This window comes from Erysipelothrix larvae (genome assembly GCF_001545095.1).
Classification (GTDB): Bacteria; Bacillota_I; Bacilli_A; order Erysipelotrichales; family Erysipelotrichaceae; genus Erysipelothrix; species Erysipelothrix larvae.
This window is the reverse complement of sequence record NZ_CP013213.1, coordinates 2,082,304-2,100,940: the sequence shown is the minus strand read 5'-3', so window position 1 is coordinate 2,100,940 and position 18,637 is coordinate 2,082,304. Positions and strand designations below refer to the sequence as shown.

Genomic DNA, 18,637 nt, shown 5'->3' with positions numbered 1-18,637 from the left:
ATGGATCTATTAGATAAGTTAGCGACTCTCAAATTAAAGGAATACACAGCAAATTCATTTAGAAAATATTGGATGGAAGAAGAAACGTATGGCTCGAGCAGAAAGAAACGCATTCATAAAAAAACTATCTTTGAGGTTTATGAGATTTGGAGAGGGCGGTTAATTTGCCGTCTCTTCTATCTCGAAGAAGGATGCATCAATAAACAAATTTATCGTGAAGCAAGGGAAATAACTAGATATCTAGCAGGCTCAAATAAAAAAATAATAAGCGGAATCATCGCAGGAATGAGCGGAACATTTCCGAATACAGCATTCAGCTTCAACAGTGACACAGGGAGTCTAAAGTGGAAAAAAGTGAACCTTCATAAATATGTACCAGGTGCAAGTTGTGGTTATTACATCGGTACACAGATTACGTGGAAAACTCTCAATGATTATTTGCCAATTCTTAACCAAAGTTGTCACAAATATAGTGCTGCAGAATATGTGTATGACAGAACAGATCATTATCCCGATACATTATTTTATTACCTACACAAATATGACAAGATTCCAATCTTAGAAGTCCTGGTAAAAAAAGGTTTGAACCATTTATTAGACGAAACAAAAATTATGAGGTGGAGCAAATCGACTCTTCCAGAGATATTAGGTATTTCAAGGCAAGACTTTTGCTTCTTAGAAGCTGGGGTATCACTACAATTTTTAAGAAAAAACATTGATTTCATCAAACAAAAGAAATTGAGTTGCGAAGAAACTAAATTATTTGAAGAATTTCATAACGGCAAGTACAAATATTTAAGTGAACACATTACGGTATTGAATAAAAAAACGTTGTCATACATAGTTGCAAATGACTATGAAGTCTCTATTTACAACGATTATTTACGGTTCGCAAAAAAGTTGGGATATGAGCTTTACAGAAATAGAGTTTTATACCCACCTGATCTACACCGCGCTCATGATGATGCATATAAAAATTTAAATGAAGTGGAACTAGAAAAGTATGCAGAGGGATTTAAAATTCATTTCGAAATGAATAAAGCACACATATTGGAACGTGATGGATTATTGATTCGACCTGCTCAGGAACCCTTTGAATTAATTAATGAATCTAAGTTTCTCAAACATTGCGTCAAGTCATATGTAGATAAAGTTGCGGATGGAACGGCTGAAATATTATTCGTTCGAAAAAAGGACACACCAAATGAACCGTATATAACGGTTGAAGTAATGGGGAAAAGAATAACCCAAGCACGAGGGAAAAACAATTGTCCGGCCCCAAAAGAGGTGCAAGAATTCTTGGTTAATTGGAGCAAGAAAAATAAAATAGAATATCATTTCTAGGAGGAATTAAAAATGATAAACAAATCAATATTAGTAGGGAGAATCACCAAAGATCCAACCCTTAAAAAGACACCAACAGGGAAATCGGTAGTATCGTTCACGCTTGCGGTTAATAGGAAGAAATATGGAAATGACAAAGACCAGGCTGACTTTATTAACTGTGTAGCTTGGAACAGTCAAGCAGATTTTCTAGCAAACTACATTGGGAAAGGTAGATTGCTCGGAATTGTTGGGAAGCTTCAAAGCAGAACCTATGAAGATGCAAGTGGTAGAACGGTATATGTGACTGAAGTAGTCACTGATGAAGTCCAAGCGTTGGACTATGCGGAAAACAGAAGAAATACACAATCACAACCAGAGCCTGAAACACATTATCCAAATTATGAACAACATGAAGGACCAATTATCGACATCACATCAGATGATTTACCATTTTAAAGGAGGATGAATATGACATTTGAGAAAAAAGACTACGAAACACTATATGCAGCGGTTGGTATTGCTGACGAAGTCTATAAAGATTCTGTATTAAATATGAGAGCCTTACATGAACAAACGATACATTCGCTTAGATGTGAGATTGTAAAAGAACTGGAAAACAACTTACGTTTAATCAATGTTTATGAACCTGTGCACATTCCCAAACAGCGTCAAACTGTTCATTCAATGAGCGTAACTGTGATTAAGAAAGATTACCTTGAATCGTTATTGGAAAAAGAACAGAAATACGAACGCATCAAAGAGTTCTTATCGTCACTAGAAACGGACGAAAGATACACAGAATCAAAAGAAATCATTAAGGAGCAAGAAGAATGAAATTGTTAAAAATTGGGGATAAGGTTAGGTTTGACGATGGGGAGCAAAAGGGTATCGGTACGATTGTTGCGATTAAGAGAGAGACTGCACCTTATCTCGTTCATTCGGAAGATATAAAAGATGGGCATGATGGGTATCTACAAGACAACAATAACAATTGGTGGTTTTACGAAGACGACTTGGAACTGATAAAGGAGCATGAAGAATGAATGATTTAAGAGAATTGTTGCAAGTGGGGTATATAGTCAAAAGAAGAAGAGAATATGACCTTTGTGTCGGTGAAGATATAACTCAAAACCGTAAAAAGTTTTACAACAAAGACTTAACTCACACCACTCATGAGTCCTATGACATTATGGAGATTCGAAGACCAACTAGCGAACATGGAAAACCTGTAGAATGGATAACTGTATGGGAACGTGAAGCGTCTAAGTATTGGTTGATAGTCAAAGATACAACCGTTGCAAAAGCGATTGGAAACGGATGCTTAAATTATCGTAAAAGCGAAGATGAATACATTTTCTTAGGTCCGTTGGAGAGTGTCGATTTCCAAACTAAATTCACACGATCTGAAATCGAGAAGATATCACCAGTGCTAAGAGATATGTGTGAAGAGATTGAAGTAACAAATGTAACACCTAAAAAAGGAGAAGGAAAATAATGATGAACAAAATTAAATTAAACGTAGAGACCAAAGAAGTAAAAACAATCAATCTATCTGAAATTGAAGCTGGCCAAGTTGTCATGAAGGATGATGCATTCTATCTTTGTCACAAAGATGATCGTGGGGAGTTAAAATTGATGTCACTAAGTACAGAAGTGCCTATATCAAAAAGCATTACTATATTTTCTGCTTCAGGGTGGATTCCTTGTGATGCTACATTAACAGTATCTGCATCTGACGAAGTTTGACACGAAGTAAGAAGGGAAAAGATGAATGATGATAATTGTTGAAGTTAGACGTAATGGTCAGAACTCTTGGTTACATAATCTACCAAGCTTGAAAGCACTACAAGTTAATACTCAAACAGAACGGATGGAATTGTTGGATAAGCTTCATCAAAATAAGTATGGCATAGGACTAAGGGAATATATGCGTTCCCTTCCTGTATCACCCTTGACTGCTCGTGAAAGAAGAGGGGAAAGAGAAACTAAGTACAAGAAAATAGAACTGGAGGTAAAGGATCATGAGTAATTTATGGCCATTCTTGTTTGGGTACATTCTAGGTGGGCTTACTGGCATGTTGGTATTATCAATAATCATTGGTGGCTCCAGAGGTGATTCCGATGACCGATGAACAACGTCAACAAATCAACTATGCTAAGAATGAGTTGAGAAACTACATGTATCTGCTCAATGTTGTGCATGGCTTCGAAGGGAAGATATTGGAAATCGAAACGGAGCTTGAAGGTGTTAGGTCACCTTCTGCTCCAAAAACTCCAGGCAAAAGCTTTATAAGCCCTGAGGAACGTAAGCAGGACTTGCTAACGAAGCTGCAACGGCATCAGTATAGTTTAGCAATGTACAAACACCGAACGGATCATATTGCACAGTTCCTTGACGGTTTATCCTATGAAGAGCGTAAGATTGTGACAGAGGTGTATGTTAACAATGTGAACATAGAAAAGGTAGCAACACTGGCATTATGCAGCGTTAGTAAATTGAAGAGAGATCTAGATAAAATGCTTGAAAATTTTTGAAAGATGACACTCAGTCCGCTATTTTCCGTGATATTATGGTAATGTGGTCTTTTGGCCAAGAGGGACCGCCCTTTTCTAAAAATTCATAGGTTTTCTCCTTATGCTAAATAAAACTCACTGTAGCCCAACGGTGGGTTTTATTGTGTTAGGGGGTGGGGGTGTAGGTGTAAAAAGACCAAAACACACTAAATAAAGGCTGAAATGCAATTTTGCACCCTAAATAAGTGTGGAAAACTCATCAAAAATGTGGAAAACTCGCTCAAAAAGTGACATTTTTATTCCTTTTTGTGATATATTATGGGTGTCATGAGGAGAAAAAGATTAATGGAAAAGATGTGTCAAATTATTATTGCAGAGGGAAATGAGCAAGTAATAGCTCCAAATGGAGCAGTAACAAATAGACTCGTTCAACCTGTTTTAGCTTTTAGGTTACCGTTTGTACCTTCGGCTTTATCATTTCACGTAATGTTTGTTACGACAGGGTATACTTTTAAAGAAGGGTTATCATTTGGGTTTAATATAGAAGATCCAGAAGGTAATAGTGTATTCGGACAAGCCCCTCAAACAATCCCGCCTATTGGACAAGATTTTGATAACTTTAATTTAAATCTTGATGTTAAAAACACTGCATTTATGAAAGTGGGAATCCACACTATTATTGCAACAATTGATGGTGATGTATATAAACTTCGATTTACTATTGAAGCTGATAAAATCTATAAATATGAAGATTGAGACTAATTCAATAACCCTAATCATTGATAAAAATAATGGTAGTCACTACAGAGAAATCATACAAGATTTATCAGATAATAAAACATTACAAAAGGGTAAGTCTCATGCTTCAATTCTATTTCTTACAATTGGTATTGGATTTGCCTCGCTAATTCATGGAAATGTGAATCCCGGATCATTAAAATTGAATGATCCGAAAACTACTGAAAATTATCCGCTATTAAACAATAGTGACACTAGTGTAGGAGGGTATGATATGAGCAACAATGTAAGTCAGGAGACTTTTAATGTATACAAAGATTCTAACGAAAAAAGACTTGAGAATATTGAAAAAAGACTTGATAGTATTGTTATCCTGTTAGAAAAAATTGATGATAAATTGATTACAAAAGAAAGTTTAGAAACTAAATTAGAAAATACTGAAATAAGGTTAAGAAATTGGATTTTAACAACAGCGTTTATCACTGTTCTTGGGTTTTTAGGATGGCTATTTATTTATCTATTCCCAAACGTTGATAAATTATTCAAAGCAATAGAAGCAATAAAATAGAGCCGAACGGCTCTTTTCTTTTACCCAATCATTGGAGGTGATTCAATGGCAAAAGACTTTGCGAAGTCTTTTTATAAATCAAAACAGTGGAGAGTATGCAGAGATGCATATTATGAGTCACAATTTGGAATATGCGAACGTTGTGGTCGTGCTTGTTGGAGACGTAATGATCCACAGTATCTTAAGCTTCGTAAAGAAGGTAAGGAAGTATATTACGGAATCGTGCATCACATTGAAGAACTTAATCCGCGTAATATATCAAACCCATTCGTATCATTAGGATGGAACAATCTAGAATTATTATGTCAAGATTGTCATAATAAACATCATAATTCGAGCAAAGAAGCAATCCCAAACGATGTGTTCTTCGATGAAAATGGGCGATTAACAAAGAAAAAGAGCAGTATTTAAAGCAAGATACCCCCCTATTTAAAAAAAACTCCGTTCCCAAGGGGACCGTCGGTGGGGAGTATAAATTCACACAACCTCGCGCGCGAGGGGGGTGTGGTGTCCGGAAAGGAGGAATTAACGAAAATGCGTGAAATAAATAAAAAAACCGGAGAGCCGTTCACATTGGATGAACTAGTTACACGAGCAAAACGAAAAATCAAAAGCTCATACAAAGCGATGAATCCTGAGAAAAAGAAAATTGCTGAAGGATTGATTGAAAACGGAGCTTTTCTTTATGTCCATCTTTATGAGTTGCAGGAGGCAATTAATGATGAAGGAACTACCATTGAATACCAAAATGGAAAAAATCAATTTGGCACAAAACAAAATCCAGACATATCTACATACAATGCTTTCTTAAAACAATACAAAGAAATCATTAAACAATTGACGGACTTGCTTCCGGAAAATGAAGATATATCAGACAACGACGAATTGCGTGCATTCTTGAAAAAAGGAAAACCGCGATGAATCCAATTTATGAATATTATCAAAAGATTTTGGACGGAACAGAAATTGTTCCGCGCAAGGTGCGAATAACCTATTGGTTTATTATCACAAATGTACTGACTTCCAAAAAATTTGAATATAACGAAGATCTAGCAAATCACGCACTTGATTTTATTCAAACGTTCTGTAAGCACTCAAAAGGTGAAGTTGGTGGAAAACCGTTTATTCTTGAACTTTGGCAAAAAGCATTAGTTGCTGCGATGTTCGGTATCGTACATAGAGGCACAAACATTCGTAAATATCGTTTTGTTATGTTTATGGTCGCACGTAAAAATGGAAAGTCTACCTTGGCAGCGGCAATCAGCTTATACCTTCTCATCGCAGATGGGGAACCTGGGCCTGAAGTATATGCGGTTGCAACCAAACACGCACAAGCCAAGATCATTTGGGAAGAAGCTACGAAGATGATTAACAAGTCTTCTGCTTTGAAAAAATTCGCGAAAGTTAAACACTCCGAAATTATTACAGCTTTCAATGAAGGCAAATACGTACCTTTGGGACGTGATTCAAAATCTCTCGATGGTTTGAATGTGCATGGAGCAACTTTGGACGAAATCGAAGCATGGAAAGACATGAACATGTATGATGTAATGCTTGATGCTACGTCAGCACGTTTGAACTGGATGATTTTTGGAACTACAACGGCAGGAACGGAAAAAAGCGTCGTGTTTGACCGTTTATATTCCGATGCTGAGAATCAAATAAACTTTTTTGAAAAAGGCGAAGATATTGATGAAAACACATTGAATATTATTTACGAGCTTGATAAACGCGACGAATGGAAAGACTTTGAAAATATTCGAAAAGCAAATCCTGGGTTAGGTACAATCAAAAAAGAGAAAACGATTCGAGAAAAGCATAAAAAAGCCTTGCGAAAGCCTGAGCTTGTTCGAAACTTCTTAGCAAAAGATTGTAATGTTCCGGATACGAGTGCTGAAAGTTGGTTCAGTTTGGAAGACATTCAAAACGATGAAAGATTCGTATATTATGCGGATGAACCAAACAATCCGCTCGCGGTTAAACCTAAATATGTATTTGGTGGTTTTGACTTATCTGAGACGATAGATATGACATGTGCCACAATTTTATTTATGTCACATAGTGATGAAAAAATGTACATGGATCAAATGTATTGGATTCCGGAGGATTCATTGGAAGATAGAGAATCAGATGGAATTGTGCCCTATCGAAAATGGATTAATGATGGTTATTTAAGGACGTGTCAGGGAAACAGAGTCAATCATAAGGATGTACTCGAATGGTTTGTTGAAATGCAACGCAAACATCGGTTTATGTATTATCGAATCGGTTATGACCGTTACTCAGCAAATTATCTTGTGCAAGAAATGAAAGATCAATTTGGTGATATCGTTATGGATCAAGTTATTCAAGGTGTTTACACGCTGTCTGCACCGATGTATCAACTAACGGCCGACATGAAATCGAGCAAACTGGTATATAATCAAAACCCTATTTTTGAATGGTGTAGCATGAACGTTAAGGTTATTCCAGATAAAAACGGAAATATTATGCCAATGAAAATCAAAACATCGAAACAACGGATTGATGGGTTTGCATCTGCATTAAATGCGTACGTTTCAATGGAGCGTAACAGAAGTGAATATATAGGATTTATTAGATAGGAGGTTAATGTGGGATTCTTTGATTTTTTATTCAAACCGAAAGAGAAAGATTTACAGGCAGTATCAATGGGCCAATTACTAAAAATGCTCAATTTTGAATCACCTTATTTTTTCAATCGGAAACACTCAAGTGTTTACGAGTCAGATTTGATTCGTTCAGCAATACATGCTAAAGCAAAGCACACTGCAAAGCTTAAACCGTTGATTATTGGGGATATCAATAAAGAATTAGGATTGATACTGTCAACAAAACCAAATCCCTTCCAAAGCACATACGATTTCCTATACCGTTTGAGAACGTTGTATGAAACTGATACATGTGTTTTTATTTTGCCTTTGTATCGTGATGTTGAGCAAACTGTGATTAATGGTTTGTACCCTCTAAAAGCATCAATGAGCGAAATAGTCGAATATGAAGGAGCGCTTTATCTTCGATATACATTTGCAAATGGCCAAAAAGCAGCGATTGAATATGATCGTGTCGGAGTGATCATGAAAATGAATTATGCGAGCGAACTGTTTGGTGATACCAATCAAGCGCTCGATTCGACACTCAACTTAATAGATATGCAAAATCAAGCGATTAATCAGTCAATCAAATCTTCTGCAGCGATACGCTTTATTGCTGCACTTTCACAACCATTGCACGAGGATGATTTAAAAAAGGAACGTGAAAATTTCTCAATGAAGAATCTTTCAGCTGAGAACGACACTGGAGTAATGATTATAGATGGTAAATACAAGGATGTTAAGCAACTTGAATCGAAACAATTTGTAATCGAGACGGCCCAAATGGAGTATATAAAAAACAGTATATTTTCATATTTTGGAGTTAATCAAAAAATACTGCAAAATGATTTTGATGAAAATGTTTGGAATTCATTTTATGAAGGCGAGATAGAGACTTTTGCAATTCAATGTAGTCTAGCAATCAATAACATGATTTTTACCCTTTCCGATATTAAAAAGGGAAGCAATCTTTACTTCCAATCAAATAGGCTTCAATACGCATCCAATAAAACAAAATATGAAGTTACTTCAGGATTGTTTGATCGTGGAATTTATGGTGTTGACGATGTTGCAGAAGCATGGGGATTACCAATCACTGGTAATAACAAGAAGTACATACGGAAAGAATATGCTGAGATTGGTGAAGATGGTGCTATTAAATATGACCGAAAAGAAAGCGAGGTAACCAAATGACGGTAGGAACAGTAAGCAATGGAAATAAAGATTCCTATGAATCGATGCTTATGGATAAAATCGCACGCGGTCGAGAGTTTCGCGGCGCGTTCGAGGTAGAAACAAAAGGAGATTACATTGTCGAGGGCTATGCAACAACATTCGATAAACCATATGTACTCTTCGAATATGATGGCGTTAAGTATTATGAAGTAGTTGACCGTAACGCATTCAATGGTGCAGACATGAGTGATGTTATTTTTCAATACGATCATCAGGGCAAAGTGTATGCAAGGATATCGAATGAAACACTCTCGTTGAAAGTGGACTCGCACGGATTATATATTCGTGCCGATTTATCAAAAACGGAGACATCACGTCAGATGTACGAAGAAATTGAAAGTGGACTCGTTACAAGAATGAGTTTTGCTTTTACCGTATCACAACAAGAATTTAATCGTGATACAAGAACACGGACGATTCAGTCCATTAAAAAAGTTTTCGATGTGTCCGCTGTGAGTATTCCAGCGAATCCTGACACCGAAATAAGTGCTCGTTCCTTTATTGACGGAGTGATTGAAAAGGAAAAGCAGGAGTTGCTTGAGCAAGAAATGAAAAAACGCAAACTGATGTTGCTATTAGAACTATAAAAAACGAAAGAGAGGAAATAATATGGACATCAAAATTATGAATTTGGAGCAAGTACGCGCTCGAAAAATGGAAATTAAATCACAACTGGAATCAGGAACACTTGAAGCAAACGATGCTCTTGAAACAGAAATTCGGTCATTAAATGATCGTGAAGATGAAATCTTGGCTGCTGCAGAACGTCGCACACAATTGTTAAATGATGTTGTAGTAAGAGGCGGAGTGGTTGCTCAAATGCAACCAATCAATACACACGATAACCTTACACAAGAAAATGAAGAAACTGTATATCGTTCTGCATTTTTAAACAACATTCGTGGGGTAGCTCTAAGCGAGGCTGAACATCGTGCTTTCTCAACAGCACAAGAGAGTGCTAGAGCGGTTGTTCCAACTGTTACACAAAACAAAATTATTGAGCTACTAGAACAATCAGCTCCATTATTGAGCGAAATCGACCTATTGCGCGTTGCTGGAGGTATTACTATTCCTGTAGAAGAGCCAATCTCTGAAGCATCTAAACACGCAGAAAATGCTACCATTACTGCATCAGAAGACAAGGTTATTGCTGTTAACCTCTTCGGTTATGAAGTAACTAAATTATTAAAAGCATCTAAGTCTATCACCAGAATGTCTGTTGATGCGTTTGAAGACTGGTTAGTAAAAAATCTTGTACGCTCAATTTCACGCAAACTAAAAAAACTAATTTTATTTGGAAGTGGAACTGGGGAAGCTAAAGGAATTGACAAGATTGTTTGGACAGCAGATAACTCAGTTACTGTAGCATCTGCAGGAACGCTAACAGCTAATAATGTATTATCTTTGGTTGGATTACTTCCTGGAGCATATGATGCAGGTGCTAAATGGATTCTATCTAAGAAAACATTACTCAATGACTTCTTGCCTCTTCAAGATAAAGCTAAAAATGACCTTGTCCAAATCGTCAATGGAGAGTACCATATTCAAGGTTATCCAGTACTGATGGATGACGATGTGCCACGTGGATGTGCATACCTTGGAAACTTATATGAGGGGTATAAAGGAAATATGCCTGAAGAAATCAATGTTGTTTCCGATTTCTCATTGACATCTAACAATTATGAATTCTTAGGTGCAGCAATGTTTGATGGTACACCAGCGCTTGAAAAAGCATTTGTGAAGTTAATTAAGGCATCAGAATAACATTTAGAGGGGAGAAATCCCCTCTCTAAATATAGATTGGAGGATATATTATGAGTGATAACGATACATTCGAAACGAAAGAAGTAAATCTTCAACTAATGAGTAAAGTTAAAACTTCGCTGAGAATATCGCAGGCAAGTACTTCTTTTGATGTAGAAATAGAAGACTTAATCCTATCTTGTGTAGAAGACCTTTATATTTCTGGAGTTATACATATTGATGTATCCAAAGAAATTAAAGATCGATTAATTATTAGAGCGATAGTAGTATATTGTAAAGCCCACTTCGGAATGAGCAATCCAGATACTGAAAAATATGTTGAAATATACGATAAAATGCGTATACATTTGGCTATGACTCGTTATCGAAATCCCGATCCGATAGAAAAGGTTGATGCATATGTATTGGAATGAAACTGTGGAATTAGGAGCTGTCACTGAAATAGAAGTCAATGGCATATATAAGTCGACAGCGATTTATAGAGAAGTTTATTGCAACGTTCTGAAATTAAGTCGAGACGAGAAAAGTCAGGGTGCATCAATTGGACGTGCTCCATCTCACAAAATCGAAGTGAGATCAATTGAATATGCAGACGAAAGCAAAGTTCGATTCAGGGGCCACACTTATGATGTATCAACAACTAACGACAACCAAAAGTATGAAACGGTAGAACTAATTCTTATTGCGCCAACAGGTAGTGATTACAGTGGCTAAAAGGAAAAAATTCACTGTTGAGAGTAATTTGACGGTTATGCAATCTAAAATCGAAGAAGCTCCGCATAAAGTATTAAGCGTTATCGGACAAAATCTTGTTCGCGAGATACGGCCGGATATTCCTAGAAGACGTGGAAAGAACGGCGGTAAACTTAGAAGTTCCTTAGGATACTGGGCGAGAAAACAAGAGAAGGATCTTCAAATCGGAGTGAAACAGTTTTATGCACTTTGGATTATCAGACGAGATACTGATCCGATTAAGCCGGTTGTAATGAAAAACATAAGTACGATTCAAAGCATGATTGGGTATGCATTAGATCAGATTAGGAAAGGAAAATAACATGCGTCAAGAAGTTGAAATGAAGATTATTGAACTGCTTAATAACGAGTATGAAAATATAAAAATATATCGGTATAGCGCAAAGAAAAATTCAGAAAAGCCTTACGCTGTTATTCAAACCACTGGAAAGATTGATGCAACCATAACTCAAGACTATCAAATTTACATCCAACTCTTTGATGATGTAAATAGTTATAGTGATAGACTATTTGATATTGGCCAGAAAATCGAAAAAGTGTTGAAAAACAGAGTATTCGAGACTGATAATTGCTATTTTCATATGGTATACGATGCTGATCAATACACAGACGATGAAGAATTGGCAGGATTACAACTGTTAGAACAGAGCTACACCGTAAGAGTGTACGGAAAGGAAAATAATGACTAAAGCTAAAACAACAACACCTGATAAAATACTTTTAGGGTATGGTATCGTGGAAATCGATGGATCACCTGTTGGATTGACACGTGGTGGTTCAACATTTAATGTCGAAAGAACATTTAGAAATATTGAAGCAGATGGGGACAGAGGCCCTGTTAAAGGGAGAATTGCGTTTGACTCCGAAACTGCAAAGCTTGTCGTAAATGCATTGGAAATATTCGATATCGACACGATTAAAACAGTATATGCAGCAATGGGGAAAGATACAAATGTATTGTCTTCAAAACCTTCGATTAGCGAAGATGATTATCATCAAGTAGTCTGGCGCGGAAAAACACATGATGGAAGCGAAGTAGTTATTGAATTGCCACAAGCAATCAGCTTGTCAAATCTCGACTTTACTTTTGAAGATAAAAATGAAGTTGTTCCAGCATTAGAATTTACTGCAACATACAAAGAAGATAGTCGTGATGAATCTTCTTATTCAATTACATTTGGATCAACAACACCAGATGAAGGGTAAGCACAACGCTTATCCTTTTTAATTTAGGAGGTAATATGAAAAAATTTAAATTAAATGATTTGTTTTTGCTTGCTCGTGTCATTGAGGATTTAGGGCTTCAAGACGATTTAAAAGCTATTTTTGACCAAGCAGGAAGTGTACTTAAAAATTTTGAACCAAACATCGATGATTCTGTGCCTGAAGAGGAAAGAGAAGAACTGATTAAACAACAAGCAAATGTTCTCGTTGATCAAGCTCAGTCTGAAACTATTGCATCTTTAATCAGACTATTAATCAAAAATATCCAAAAGTCAAAAGGATCAGTAGCAGAATTGATTGGTTCGATCATGTGTGTGACACCGGATGAAGCATTACTTCTTGGTATTGGAGAAATTATAGCAGGGTTTAAGGAAGCGTTAGCGAGTGAGAATCTTTCCGAAATTTTTCAATCTGCAGTGGGGACACAATTGAACTAGAAGAGTTCCTACTGCGTACATATCCAAATTCAAATCGCATCTATAACATGAGATGCAAACAAGCTATTTTAGTTCTCGAAAAGGGAATCCAAAAAAGTGACAACGATAAATTGTTTGAAGTTTATTTAACTTCTTTACCGTATTTAAAAGAGACTCTTTCATTTGATAAATGGAAAGAAACTCTTAAGGAAGAAGCGTATCACAAGGAGACTACTTATTACACGAGAAAGTCTAAAGATGAAATAATCAAAGAAATATATGGAAGAGGGTGATTACTGTGGCTTTTGAATTATTTAAAGTTTTGGGATCAATCGTAATTGAAGATAAGAATGCACTTGATACTTTAAAAAAAGCGGATACCGAAGCGAAAAAAAATGCAGATTCATTGAATAAAGTTGAGGATAAGATGGCTGGCATTGGTAAGAAGATTATTGCTGCTTTCAGCATCGCTGTAATTACCAAATTTACCCAAACAATTATCGAAACAACTGCTAAATTGAACGCAATGGATGCTCAATTCGACCAAGTATTTGGAGCAGATGCAACAAAGATGATGGAAGATTTGGAAGAGCAATCTAAAGAATTAAACATCCACGTAGATCGATTAAAAACGAGCGCAAGTAAATTCGGAGCACAATTTAAAGGTGCAGGGATGGATGCTACTCAGGCCCTTAACAATACGGACACCGCTGTCAGATTAGCTGCAGATGGAGCTGCTTTTTATGATAAGTCACTTGATGATGTCACAGGATCAATGGCTTCTCTTATGAAAGGAAACTTCAGTGCAGGAGATGCTATAGGGGTATTTACCAACGCAACCGAAATGGGACGTAAAGCACAAGAAAAATTTGGATTATCATGGCAAGAATTAACCGAAGCTCAAAAGCAAGATTTAATCCTCCAAAAAATCGAGGAAACTTACGAGTTAAATGGTGCAATGGGCCAAGCTGCGCGCGAATCATCCAACTGGGATAACGTGACAGGCAACTTATCTGCTACGTGGAACCGTTTCTTAGCAAACATTGGCCAACCTGTACTAAATATTGCTACTGGACTGATTGAAGGATTAACCGATGCTGTTTCCTGGCTAGGTAAAAACCTAAACATCGTTATTCCGGTAGTCGCAGCACTTACTGCAGCTTTTTTAGCTCAAATGATTATTAACACTGTTAGCACTGCGATGTCTGCATATCGAGCAGTTTCACAATCTATGACCGTTGCTCAATGGTTGTTAAATGCTGCAATGAATGCTAATCCTTTTGGAATGGTCGCAATCGCAATTGGTGTATTAATCGGTGTAGGGATTGCGTTATGGAAGAATTGGGATTCAGTTACTGCGTGGATGATGGGTGCATGGTCAAAACTATCCTCTGTTGTTGGCAACGGTGTTAAATCCATGAACGAATTTGTTTCAAGTGGAGTTCGTAAAGTCAAAGATTTTTTCACTGGAATGTGGTCAAGTGTCAATGCCACATTTTCAAATATGGTTTCTGGAGCTAAGACTAAGTTTAACGAGATTAAAAAAGCCATCATGAACCCAATTGAAACTGCTAAAACGTTTGTTGGAAATACAATCGATAAAATCAAAGGATTCATGAATTTTAAGTGGGAGTTTCCAAAGCTTAAAATGCCTCACTTTAAAGTTACCGGATCAGTCAACCCGTTAAACTGGTTGAAAGACGGTACTCCTAAATTGAGTGTCGAGTGGTACGCAAAAGGGGGAATCATGACTAAACCAACTGCATTCGGACTGGATGGAGACAAAATTATGGGAGGTGGAGAGAAAGGCCATGAAGCAATACTTCCACTAAACAAGAGAACGTTGAGTAGTATCGGTGATGGGATTGTGGATAGCACAGGGATGAATACCGACGGACAAGAAGTCACTTTATCGGAGGCAAATATGAGTCGTTTTGCACATATAGTTGGACAATACCTTTCAATTGTATTCGAAAACTTTAATATCGTCCTTGATGACAGAATACTTGGGAAATTTGTGCTAAAGGTGGTTAAACAATGAGCCATCCAAAAATTGTATATAAGGGTAGAGGTGGCGAGGTTGATTTTACCAAACCTCCATTATTGTATGTCACCAATTCATTTGCTGATTCTGAGATAAGTATATCCAGTGAAATAAGTAGTGATGGAATTGGAACGTATATTTCTCAATTTCAATATGTAAAAAATGAATTCAAAATAAGTGTAGTTATTTGGGGCGATGTTACTTCGGTTTTGAACGAATTAAGCGTTATTTTTATGAATGATATTAGGCACAACAGTCCAGGTAAGTTATACGTAAACGACACTTATATTAATTGTTACATCACGGCATCTACTAAAACCAATTGGAATCGTTACCATGAAGCGGTTACTGTTGAGTTCAAGATATATGCTCCGACTCCATTGTGGATACTAGAGAAAACTTATTCGTTTTTTAATGGAGTTTCATCTCAAAATGAAGATGGATTTAGCTTTCCAATTTCATTACCAACACACTTTGCTTCCAAAGTCAGACCTTACATCATCGAAGAACCACTGTATTTTGATTTGTTGGCCAAAATTAGTTTCTTTGGTCCTGCAGTTAATCCAACGATATGGATTGACGGAAGACAATTTTCAGTAACAGGGGAATTATTAACGGGCGAACGGATTGAGATTGACCAATTAACAAAAAGCGTTGTAAAAATTACTGCATCAGGAGAAACGATAAACATGTTCAATTCAAGATTAAAATCACCATCGATGTTTACGGCCTTGATATTTGAATCAGGATTAGTTGAATATAATCGCTCATTTCCTATCGAAATAATTACTTATGAAAGGTTGGTTGAACCAATATGGAAATAATTCATTCTGTCGAGTCTGTAACTCCGAATGGGGTTCCAGAGTTGGTTGAGAAGGGAATCATCGATAATTTAGTTAAGTACAATTGCATCATTTCTGAAGGTGGTTCATATGATGAAAATGACTTTGAATTAGTGTTATCAAAAAAGTCTTGGGATGAGAATACTATCAGCATTGGTGATTGGATATACATTCCTGAGTCAGAGTGGGGAGGGAAAGTTAAGTGTATCCAATCAACATCTGATGAAACGATTAAGATTAGCGGTCCAAATTTTAGATCAGAATTGAGCAAAATCATCATTGCTCCTTTATTAAGGGTTAAAGAGCTTGTTGGATCAGTAGATATAGATGGTTTTGATGCGTACTTTGTGCTTAATGGAGAAGCCAACTTTGTAATTAATAAAATACTATTTAAGTTGCCTCTGATTATCCAATCAACAACAGGAACATATCAGCCAGATACAGAGGCATCAAAATTGAAGAACATAAGCGTTAATCAGGCTAGTTCAGGCATTGATATATCCGTTTCTTTACGGTTTCAAGAGTTCACAAATGCAATTGAGAAAGTTCTTCTATCAAGCAATGCGAGGCTTGATATCAGACATCAATATATTAATGACGGTTATAAATTGATTCAAATATCAGCACATCCAATCATTGATTATTCCGATGATATGTATCTAAGCACAGACTATCAGTCAGTTGTTACATCGAAAATTGATGAATCAATGAAATGTGATTACTTAATTGCTCTTGGAAAAGGGGAATTAGAAGAACGACAGATTGTAGTCTTAAGAGCCAATTATGAAACCAAACAACTATACGAGGTGTTTACTGGAACGGAAAGCGACATCAAAGATATCGTAGCTCAGAATTTCAACCATAACGCAGTTATTTATGATTATCCGTCTGTAGAGTCGATAGAAGAGTTAATAACTGCTGCTAAGGAAAAGTTTGAATCAGACTATTTACCATCAACAGAAATCAACTTTCAAATTAATAATACTTCATTAGAATTCAATCTTGGTGATATTGTCGCAGGTGAAGATGTTGTGACAAATGCAAAAGTAAAGGCACGAATCATCCAAAAAGAACTAACCATCGAAAAAGGGAAAACTCAATTTAACTACAAGGTAGGTGATATAACAATATGAGTCAAACATCAATAATCGTAAATACTCCAAACTCACCTGGGCACTCAGATGCTCAAGATTGGGCTTCAATATTCAACTCAATTATGGGTGCGAAAAGTGGAGTTATAAAGGGGTATCGTAATGAATTAGCATTATCAAAAATTAGTGATAACACTGTGAGAATGGCTGACGGAATTTATTCTTTACAAGGGCATCTTGTAAAGGTCGATGAATCGACAACTATTGATTTGAGCATCGATTCTGGAACGTTAGGTATGTATCGGAAAGATTACATTATTGCAGAATATCGCAAAAGTAATGACAGTGATGATGTCTTAGAATTTAGAGTTCTCAAAGGATCTACTAGCACTGGCGCAAATCCAACAGGCCCTACGCTCGAACAAGGGAACCTTAATGAGGGTGCTCTTGTAAGGCAAGAAGTGCTGTTTGAAATCAATCTAAACGGTACTACGGCATCCATCACAGACAAGAGAGTTTATGTATCAAACATGAACACTCTTCCAATTTTGATTGAATTACCAAAGCCAACAGGGATCCAAACAGTTTATGAAAACCGTTTAATTGTCATTGGGGACATTGCGATACTTCGAGTAAGTGGCGCGCCAATTACAACGGCTTCAGGAATCAAAACATTAGCAATTGTACCAGAAGCATATCGTCCTAAGTCTGCAAAATCATGCGTAATAGCATGCACACCGACATCCGGTCAACCAAGACTTGGAACACTTGCAACTGATGGAACATTAACAGGATATACCTCAACAAGAACCAAAGCAGTTGATGTGTTCTTGGTGTATTCATTGCTTTAAAAAACGAAAGGAAACGCTAAAAAGATGAAAAAAATCTTGACACACACGGAACTGTGTGACACACACACACACACACACACACACACCTATTACCGTCTTTACAAAGGGGGTGGACACGCACTAACTGTCCACTCGAAAGAGAGTGGGGTGAACGGCTAAAAGGTCGTTTGCAAGGGGTTGTTTGCTAATGGCAGTCGATACATCAAAAATTTATGATTCTAATGGCATATCAGAATTAAGTGATGAGGCCATAAAAGAATTGATAGAGTCTATTGACAAAGTTCAACTAGATTTCCTTGTATCAGATACAATTGTTGGAAATTGGAGAATAAGAAGATGGAATAGTGGCTACTGTGAAATGGAAGCAACTACAGGGAATTACACATTGGATGTAACGACTGCATGGGGTTCTGTGTTTTATGCAGAAGTAGGCGCTATTTCATATCCAATTATACTAGCGGATATTCCAAAAGTATTTGTGACAATTGCAAAAGGGCATCCTTGCGAAGTTATCGCAGGTGTTACTTCTGTATCGGCAAACGCCACCCCATCATTACGTGTGATGAGGCCAGTTTCTACTTCAGGTGCAATTGTTGCTTTTAATGTACTTGTAAAAGGACGTTGGAAATAACCCCCCATTAAACGACTTAGCCTATTA

General features: G+C 36.7%; 27 protein-coding genes. All 27 read left to right on the top strand.

Features of this window, described 5'->3' with window-relative positions; translation table 11 throughout:
- The 27 genes from AOC36_RS09650 (at position 1) to AOC36_RS09515 (ending at position 18,610) form a co-directional block, all read left to right on the top strand.
- Entirely contained in the window at positions 1 to 1,344 is a 1,344-nt protein-coding gene (locus AOC36_RS09650; RefSeq protein WP_067633737.1) for a PcfJ domain-containing protein, read from the top strand.
- A gap of 12 nt (positions 1,345 to 1,356) precedes the next feature.
- Positions 1,357 to 1,782 carry a single-stranded DNA-binding protein gene (ssb, locus tag AOC36_RS09645; protein ID WP_067633735.1) on the top strand — a complete coding sequence of 142 codons (426 nt, stop codon included), beginning with the start codon at positions 1,357 to 1,359 and terminating at the stop codon, positions 1,780 to 1,782.
- A gap of 12 nt (positions 1,783 to 1,794) precedes the next feature.
- Positions 1,795 to 2,160: a hypothetical protein gene (locus AOC36_RS09640; RefSeq protein WP_067633732.1), complete on the top strand. Its 366-nt coding sequence runs from the start codon at positions 1,795 to 1,797 to the stop codon at positions 2,158 to 2,160.
- Entirely contained in the window at positions 2,157 to 2,369 is a 213-nt protein-coding gene (locus AOC36_RS09635) for a hypothetical protein (RefSeq protein WP_067633729.1), read from the top strand. Before AOC36_RS09640 ends, AOC36_RS09635 begins: the two co-directional genes overlap by 4 nt.
- A complete protein-coding gene (locus AOC36_RS09630) occupies positions 2,366 to 2,821 on the top strand; it encodes a hypothetical protein (protein ID WP_067633726.1) in 456 nt (151 codons plus the stop codon). Before AOC36_RS09635 ends, AOC36_RS09630 begins: the two co-directional genes overlap by 4 nt.
- Positions 2,821 to 3,072 (top strand): hypothetical protein, encoded by a 252-nt coding sequence (locus tag AOC36_RS09625; protein WP_067633724.1) that lies wholly within the window; start codon positions 2,821 to 2,823, stop codon positions 3,070 to 3,072. The genes AOC36_RS09630 and AOC36_RS09625 overlap by 1 nt, the downstream gene beginning before the upstream one ends.
- 25 nt (positions 3,073 to 3,097) lie before the next feature.
- On the top strand, positions 3,098 to 3,355 hold the full coding sequence (locus AOC36_RS09620; protein WP_067633721.1) for a hypothetical protein: 258 nt from the start codon (positions 3,098 to 3,100) through the stop codon (positions 3,353 to 3,355).
- Positions 3,356 to 3,447: 92 nt separating this feature from the next.
- Complete coding sequence (locus AOC36_RS09615) at positions 3,448 to 3,861, top strand: hypothetical protein (protein ID WP_067633718.1); 414 nt, start codon at positions 3,448 to 3,450, stop codon at positions 3,859 to 3,861.
- A gap of 324 nt (positions 3,862 to 4,185) precedes the next feature.
- A complete protein-coding gene (locus AOC36_RS09610) occupies positions 4,186 to 4,596 on the top strand; it encodes a hypothetical protein (protein ID WP_067633716.1) in 411 nt (136 codons plus the stop codon).
- Positions 4,586 to 5,146, top strand: coding sequence for a hypothetical protein (locus tag AOC36_RS09605; protein ID WP_157777179.1), 561 nt, complete (start codon positions 4,586 to 4,588; stop codon positions 5,144 to 5,146). Before AOC36_RS09610 ends, AOC36_RS09605 begins: the two co-directional genes overlap by 11 nt.
- A gap of 45 nt (positions 5,147 to 5,191) precedes the next feature.
- A complete protein-coding gene (locus AOC36_RS09600; protein WP_067633711.1) occupies positions 5,192 to 5,557 on the top strand; it encodes an HNH endonuclease in 366 nt (121 codons plus the stop codon).
- Between the two features lie 123 nt (positions 5,558 to 5,680).
- Positions 5,681 to 6,067, top strand: a complete 387-nt coding sequence (locus AOC36_RS09595) for a hypothetical protein (protein ID WP_067633708.1) — start codon at positions 5,681 to 5,683, stop codon at positions 6,065 to 6,067.
- The gene (locus AOC36_RS09590) at positions 6,064 to 7,749 is read left to right on the top strand and encodes a terminase large subunit (RefSeq protein WP_067633706.1); all 1,686 of its coding nucleotides are present in this window, start codon (positions 6,064 to 6,066) and stop codon (positions 7,747 to 7,749) included. The genes AOC36_RS09595 and AOC36_RS09590 overlap by 4 nt, the downstream gene beginning before the upstream one ends.
- Before the next feature lie 9 nt (positions 7,750 to 7,758).
- Positions 7,759 to 8,952 (top strand): phage portal protein, encoded by a 1,194-nt coding sequence (locus AOC36_RS09585; RefSeq protein WP_067633703.1) that lies wholly within the window; start codon positions 7,759 to 7,761, stop codon positions 8,950 to 8,952.
- Positions 8,949 to 9,581, top strand: coding sequence for an HK97 family phage prohead protease (locus tag AOC36_RS09580; protein ID WP_099091544.1), 633 nt, complete (start codon positions 8,949 to 8,951; stop codon positions 9,579 to 9,581). Before AOC36_RS09585 ends, AOC36_RS09580 begins: the two co-directional genes overlap by 4 nt.
- 22 nt (positions 9,582 to 9,603) lie before the next feature.
- A complete protein-coding gene (locus AOC36_RS09575) occupies positions 9,604 to 10,758 on the top strand; it encodes a phage major capsid protein (RefSeq protein ID WP_067633700.1) in 1,155 nt (384 codons plus the stop codon).
- A 50-nt stretch (positions 10,759 to 10,808) separates the two neighbouring features.
- Entirely contained in the window at positions 10,809 to 11,171 is a 363-nt protein-coding gene (locus tag AOC36_RS09570) for a phage head-tail connector protein (protein ID WP_067633697.1), read from the top strand.
- Entirely contained in the window at positions 11,158 to 11,472 is a 315-nt protein-coding gene (locus tag AOC36_RS09565; protein ID WP_067633695.1) for a head-tail adaptor protein, read from the top strand. The genes AOC36_RS09570 and AOC36_RS09565 overlap by 14 nt, the downstream gene beginning before the upstream one ends.
- A complete protein-coding gene (locus tag AOC36_RS09560) occupies positions 11,465 to 11,812 on the top strand; it encodes a hypothetical protein (protein WP_067633693.1) in 348 nt (115 codons plus the stop codon). The genes AOC36_RS09565 and AOC36_RS09560 overlap by 8 nt, the downstream gene beginning before the upstream one ends.
- A 1-nt stretch (position 11,813) precedes the next feature.
- Positions 11,814 to 12,200, top strand: a complete 387-nt coding sequence (locus AOC36_RS09555; protein ID WP_067633690.1) for a hypothetical protein — start codon at positions 11,814 to 11,816, stop codon at positions 12,198 to 12,200.
- Positions 12,193 to 12,717: a hypothetical protein gene (locus AOC36_RS09550; protein WP_067633688.1), complete on the top strand. Its 525-nt coding sequence runs from the start codon at positions 12,193 to 12,195 to the stop codon at positions 12,715 to 12,717. Before AOC36_RS09555 ends, AOC36_RS09550 begins: the two co-directional genes overlap by 8 nt.
- Positions 12,718 to 12,752: 35 nt before the next feature.
- Positions 12,753 to 13,172 (top strand): hypothetical protein, encoded by a 420-nt coding sequence (locus AOC36_RS09545; protein ID WP_067633685.1) that lies wholly within the window; start codon positions 12,753 to 12,755, stop codon positions 13,170 to 13,172.
- A gap of 277 nt (positions 13,173 to 13,449) precedes the next feature.
- A complete protein-coding gene (locus AOC36_RS09535; protein ID WP_067633681.1) occupies positions 13,450 to 15,192 on the top strand; it encodes a phage tail tape measure protein in 1,743 nt (580 codons plus the stop codon).
- Complete coding sequence (locus AOC36_RS09530; protein WP_067633679.1) at positions 15,189 to 16,019, top strand: hypothetical protein; 831 nt, start codon at positions 15,189 to 15,191, stop codon at positions 16,017 to 16,019. The genes AOC36_RS09535 and AOC36_RS09530 overlap by 4 nt, the downstream gene beginning before the upstream one ends.
- Entirely contained in the window at positions 16,010 to 17,170 is a 1,161-nt protein-coding gene (locus AOC36_RS09525) for a Gp37-like protein (protein WP_067633677.1), read from the top strand. The genes AOC36_RS09530 and AOC36_RS09525 overlap by 10 nt, the downstream gene beginning before the upstream one ends.
- Positions 17,167 to 17,979: a hypothetical protein gene (locus AOC36_RS09520; protein ID WP_067633674.1), complete on the top strand. Its 813-nt coding sequence runs from the start codon at positions 17,167 to 17,169 to the stop codon at positions 17,977 to 17,979. Before AOC36_RS09525 ends, AOC36_RS09520 begins: the two co-directional genes overlap by 4 nt.
- Positions 17,980 to 18,166: 187 nt before the next feature.
- The gene (locus AOC36_RS09515) at positions 18,167 to 18,610 is read left to right on the top strand and encodes a hypothetical protein (protein WP_067633672.1); all 444 of its coding nucleotides are present in this window, start codon (positions 18,167 to 18,169) and stop codon (positions 18,608 to 18,610) included.
- The last annotated feature ends 27 nt before the right edge of the window (positions 18,611 to 18,637 follow it).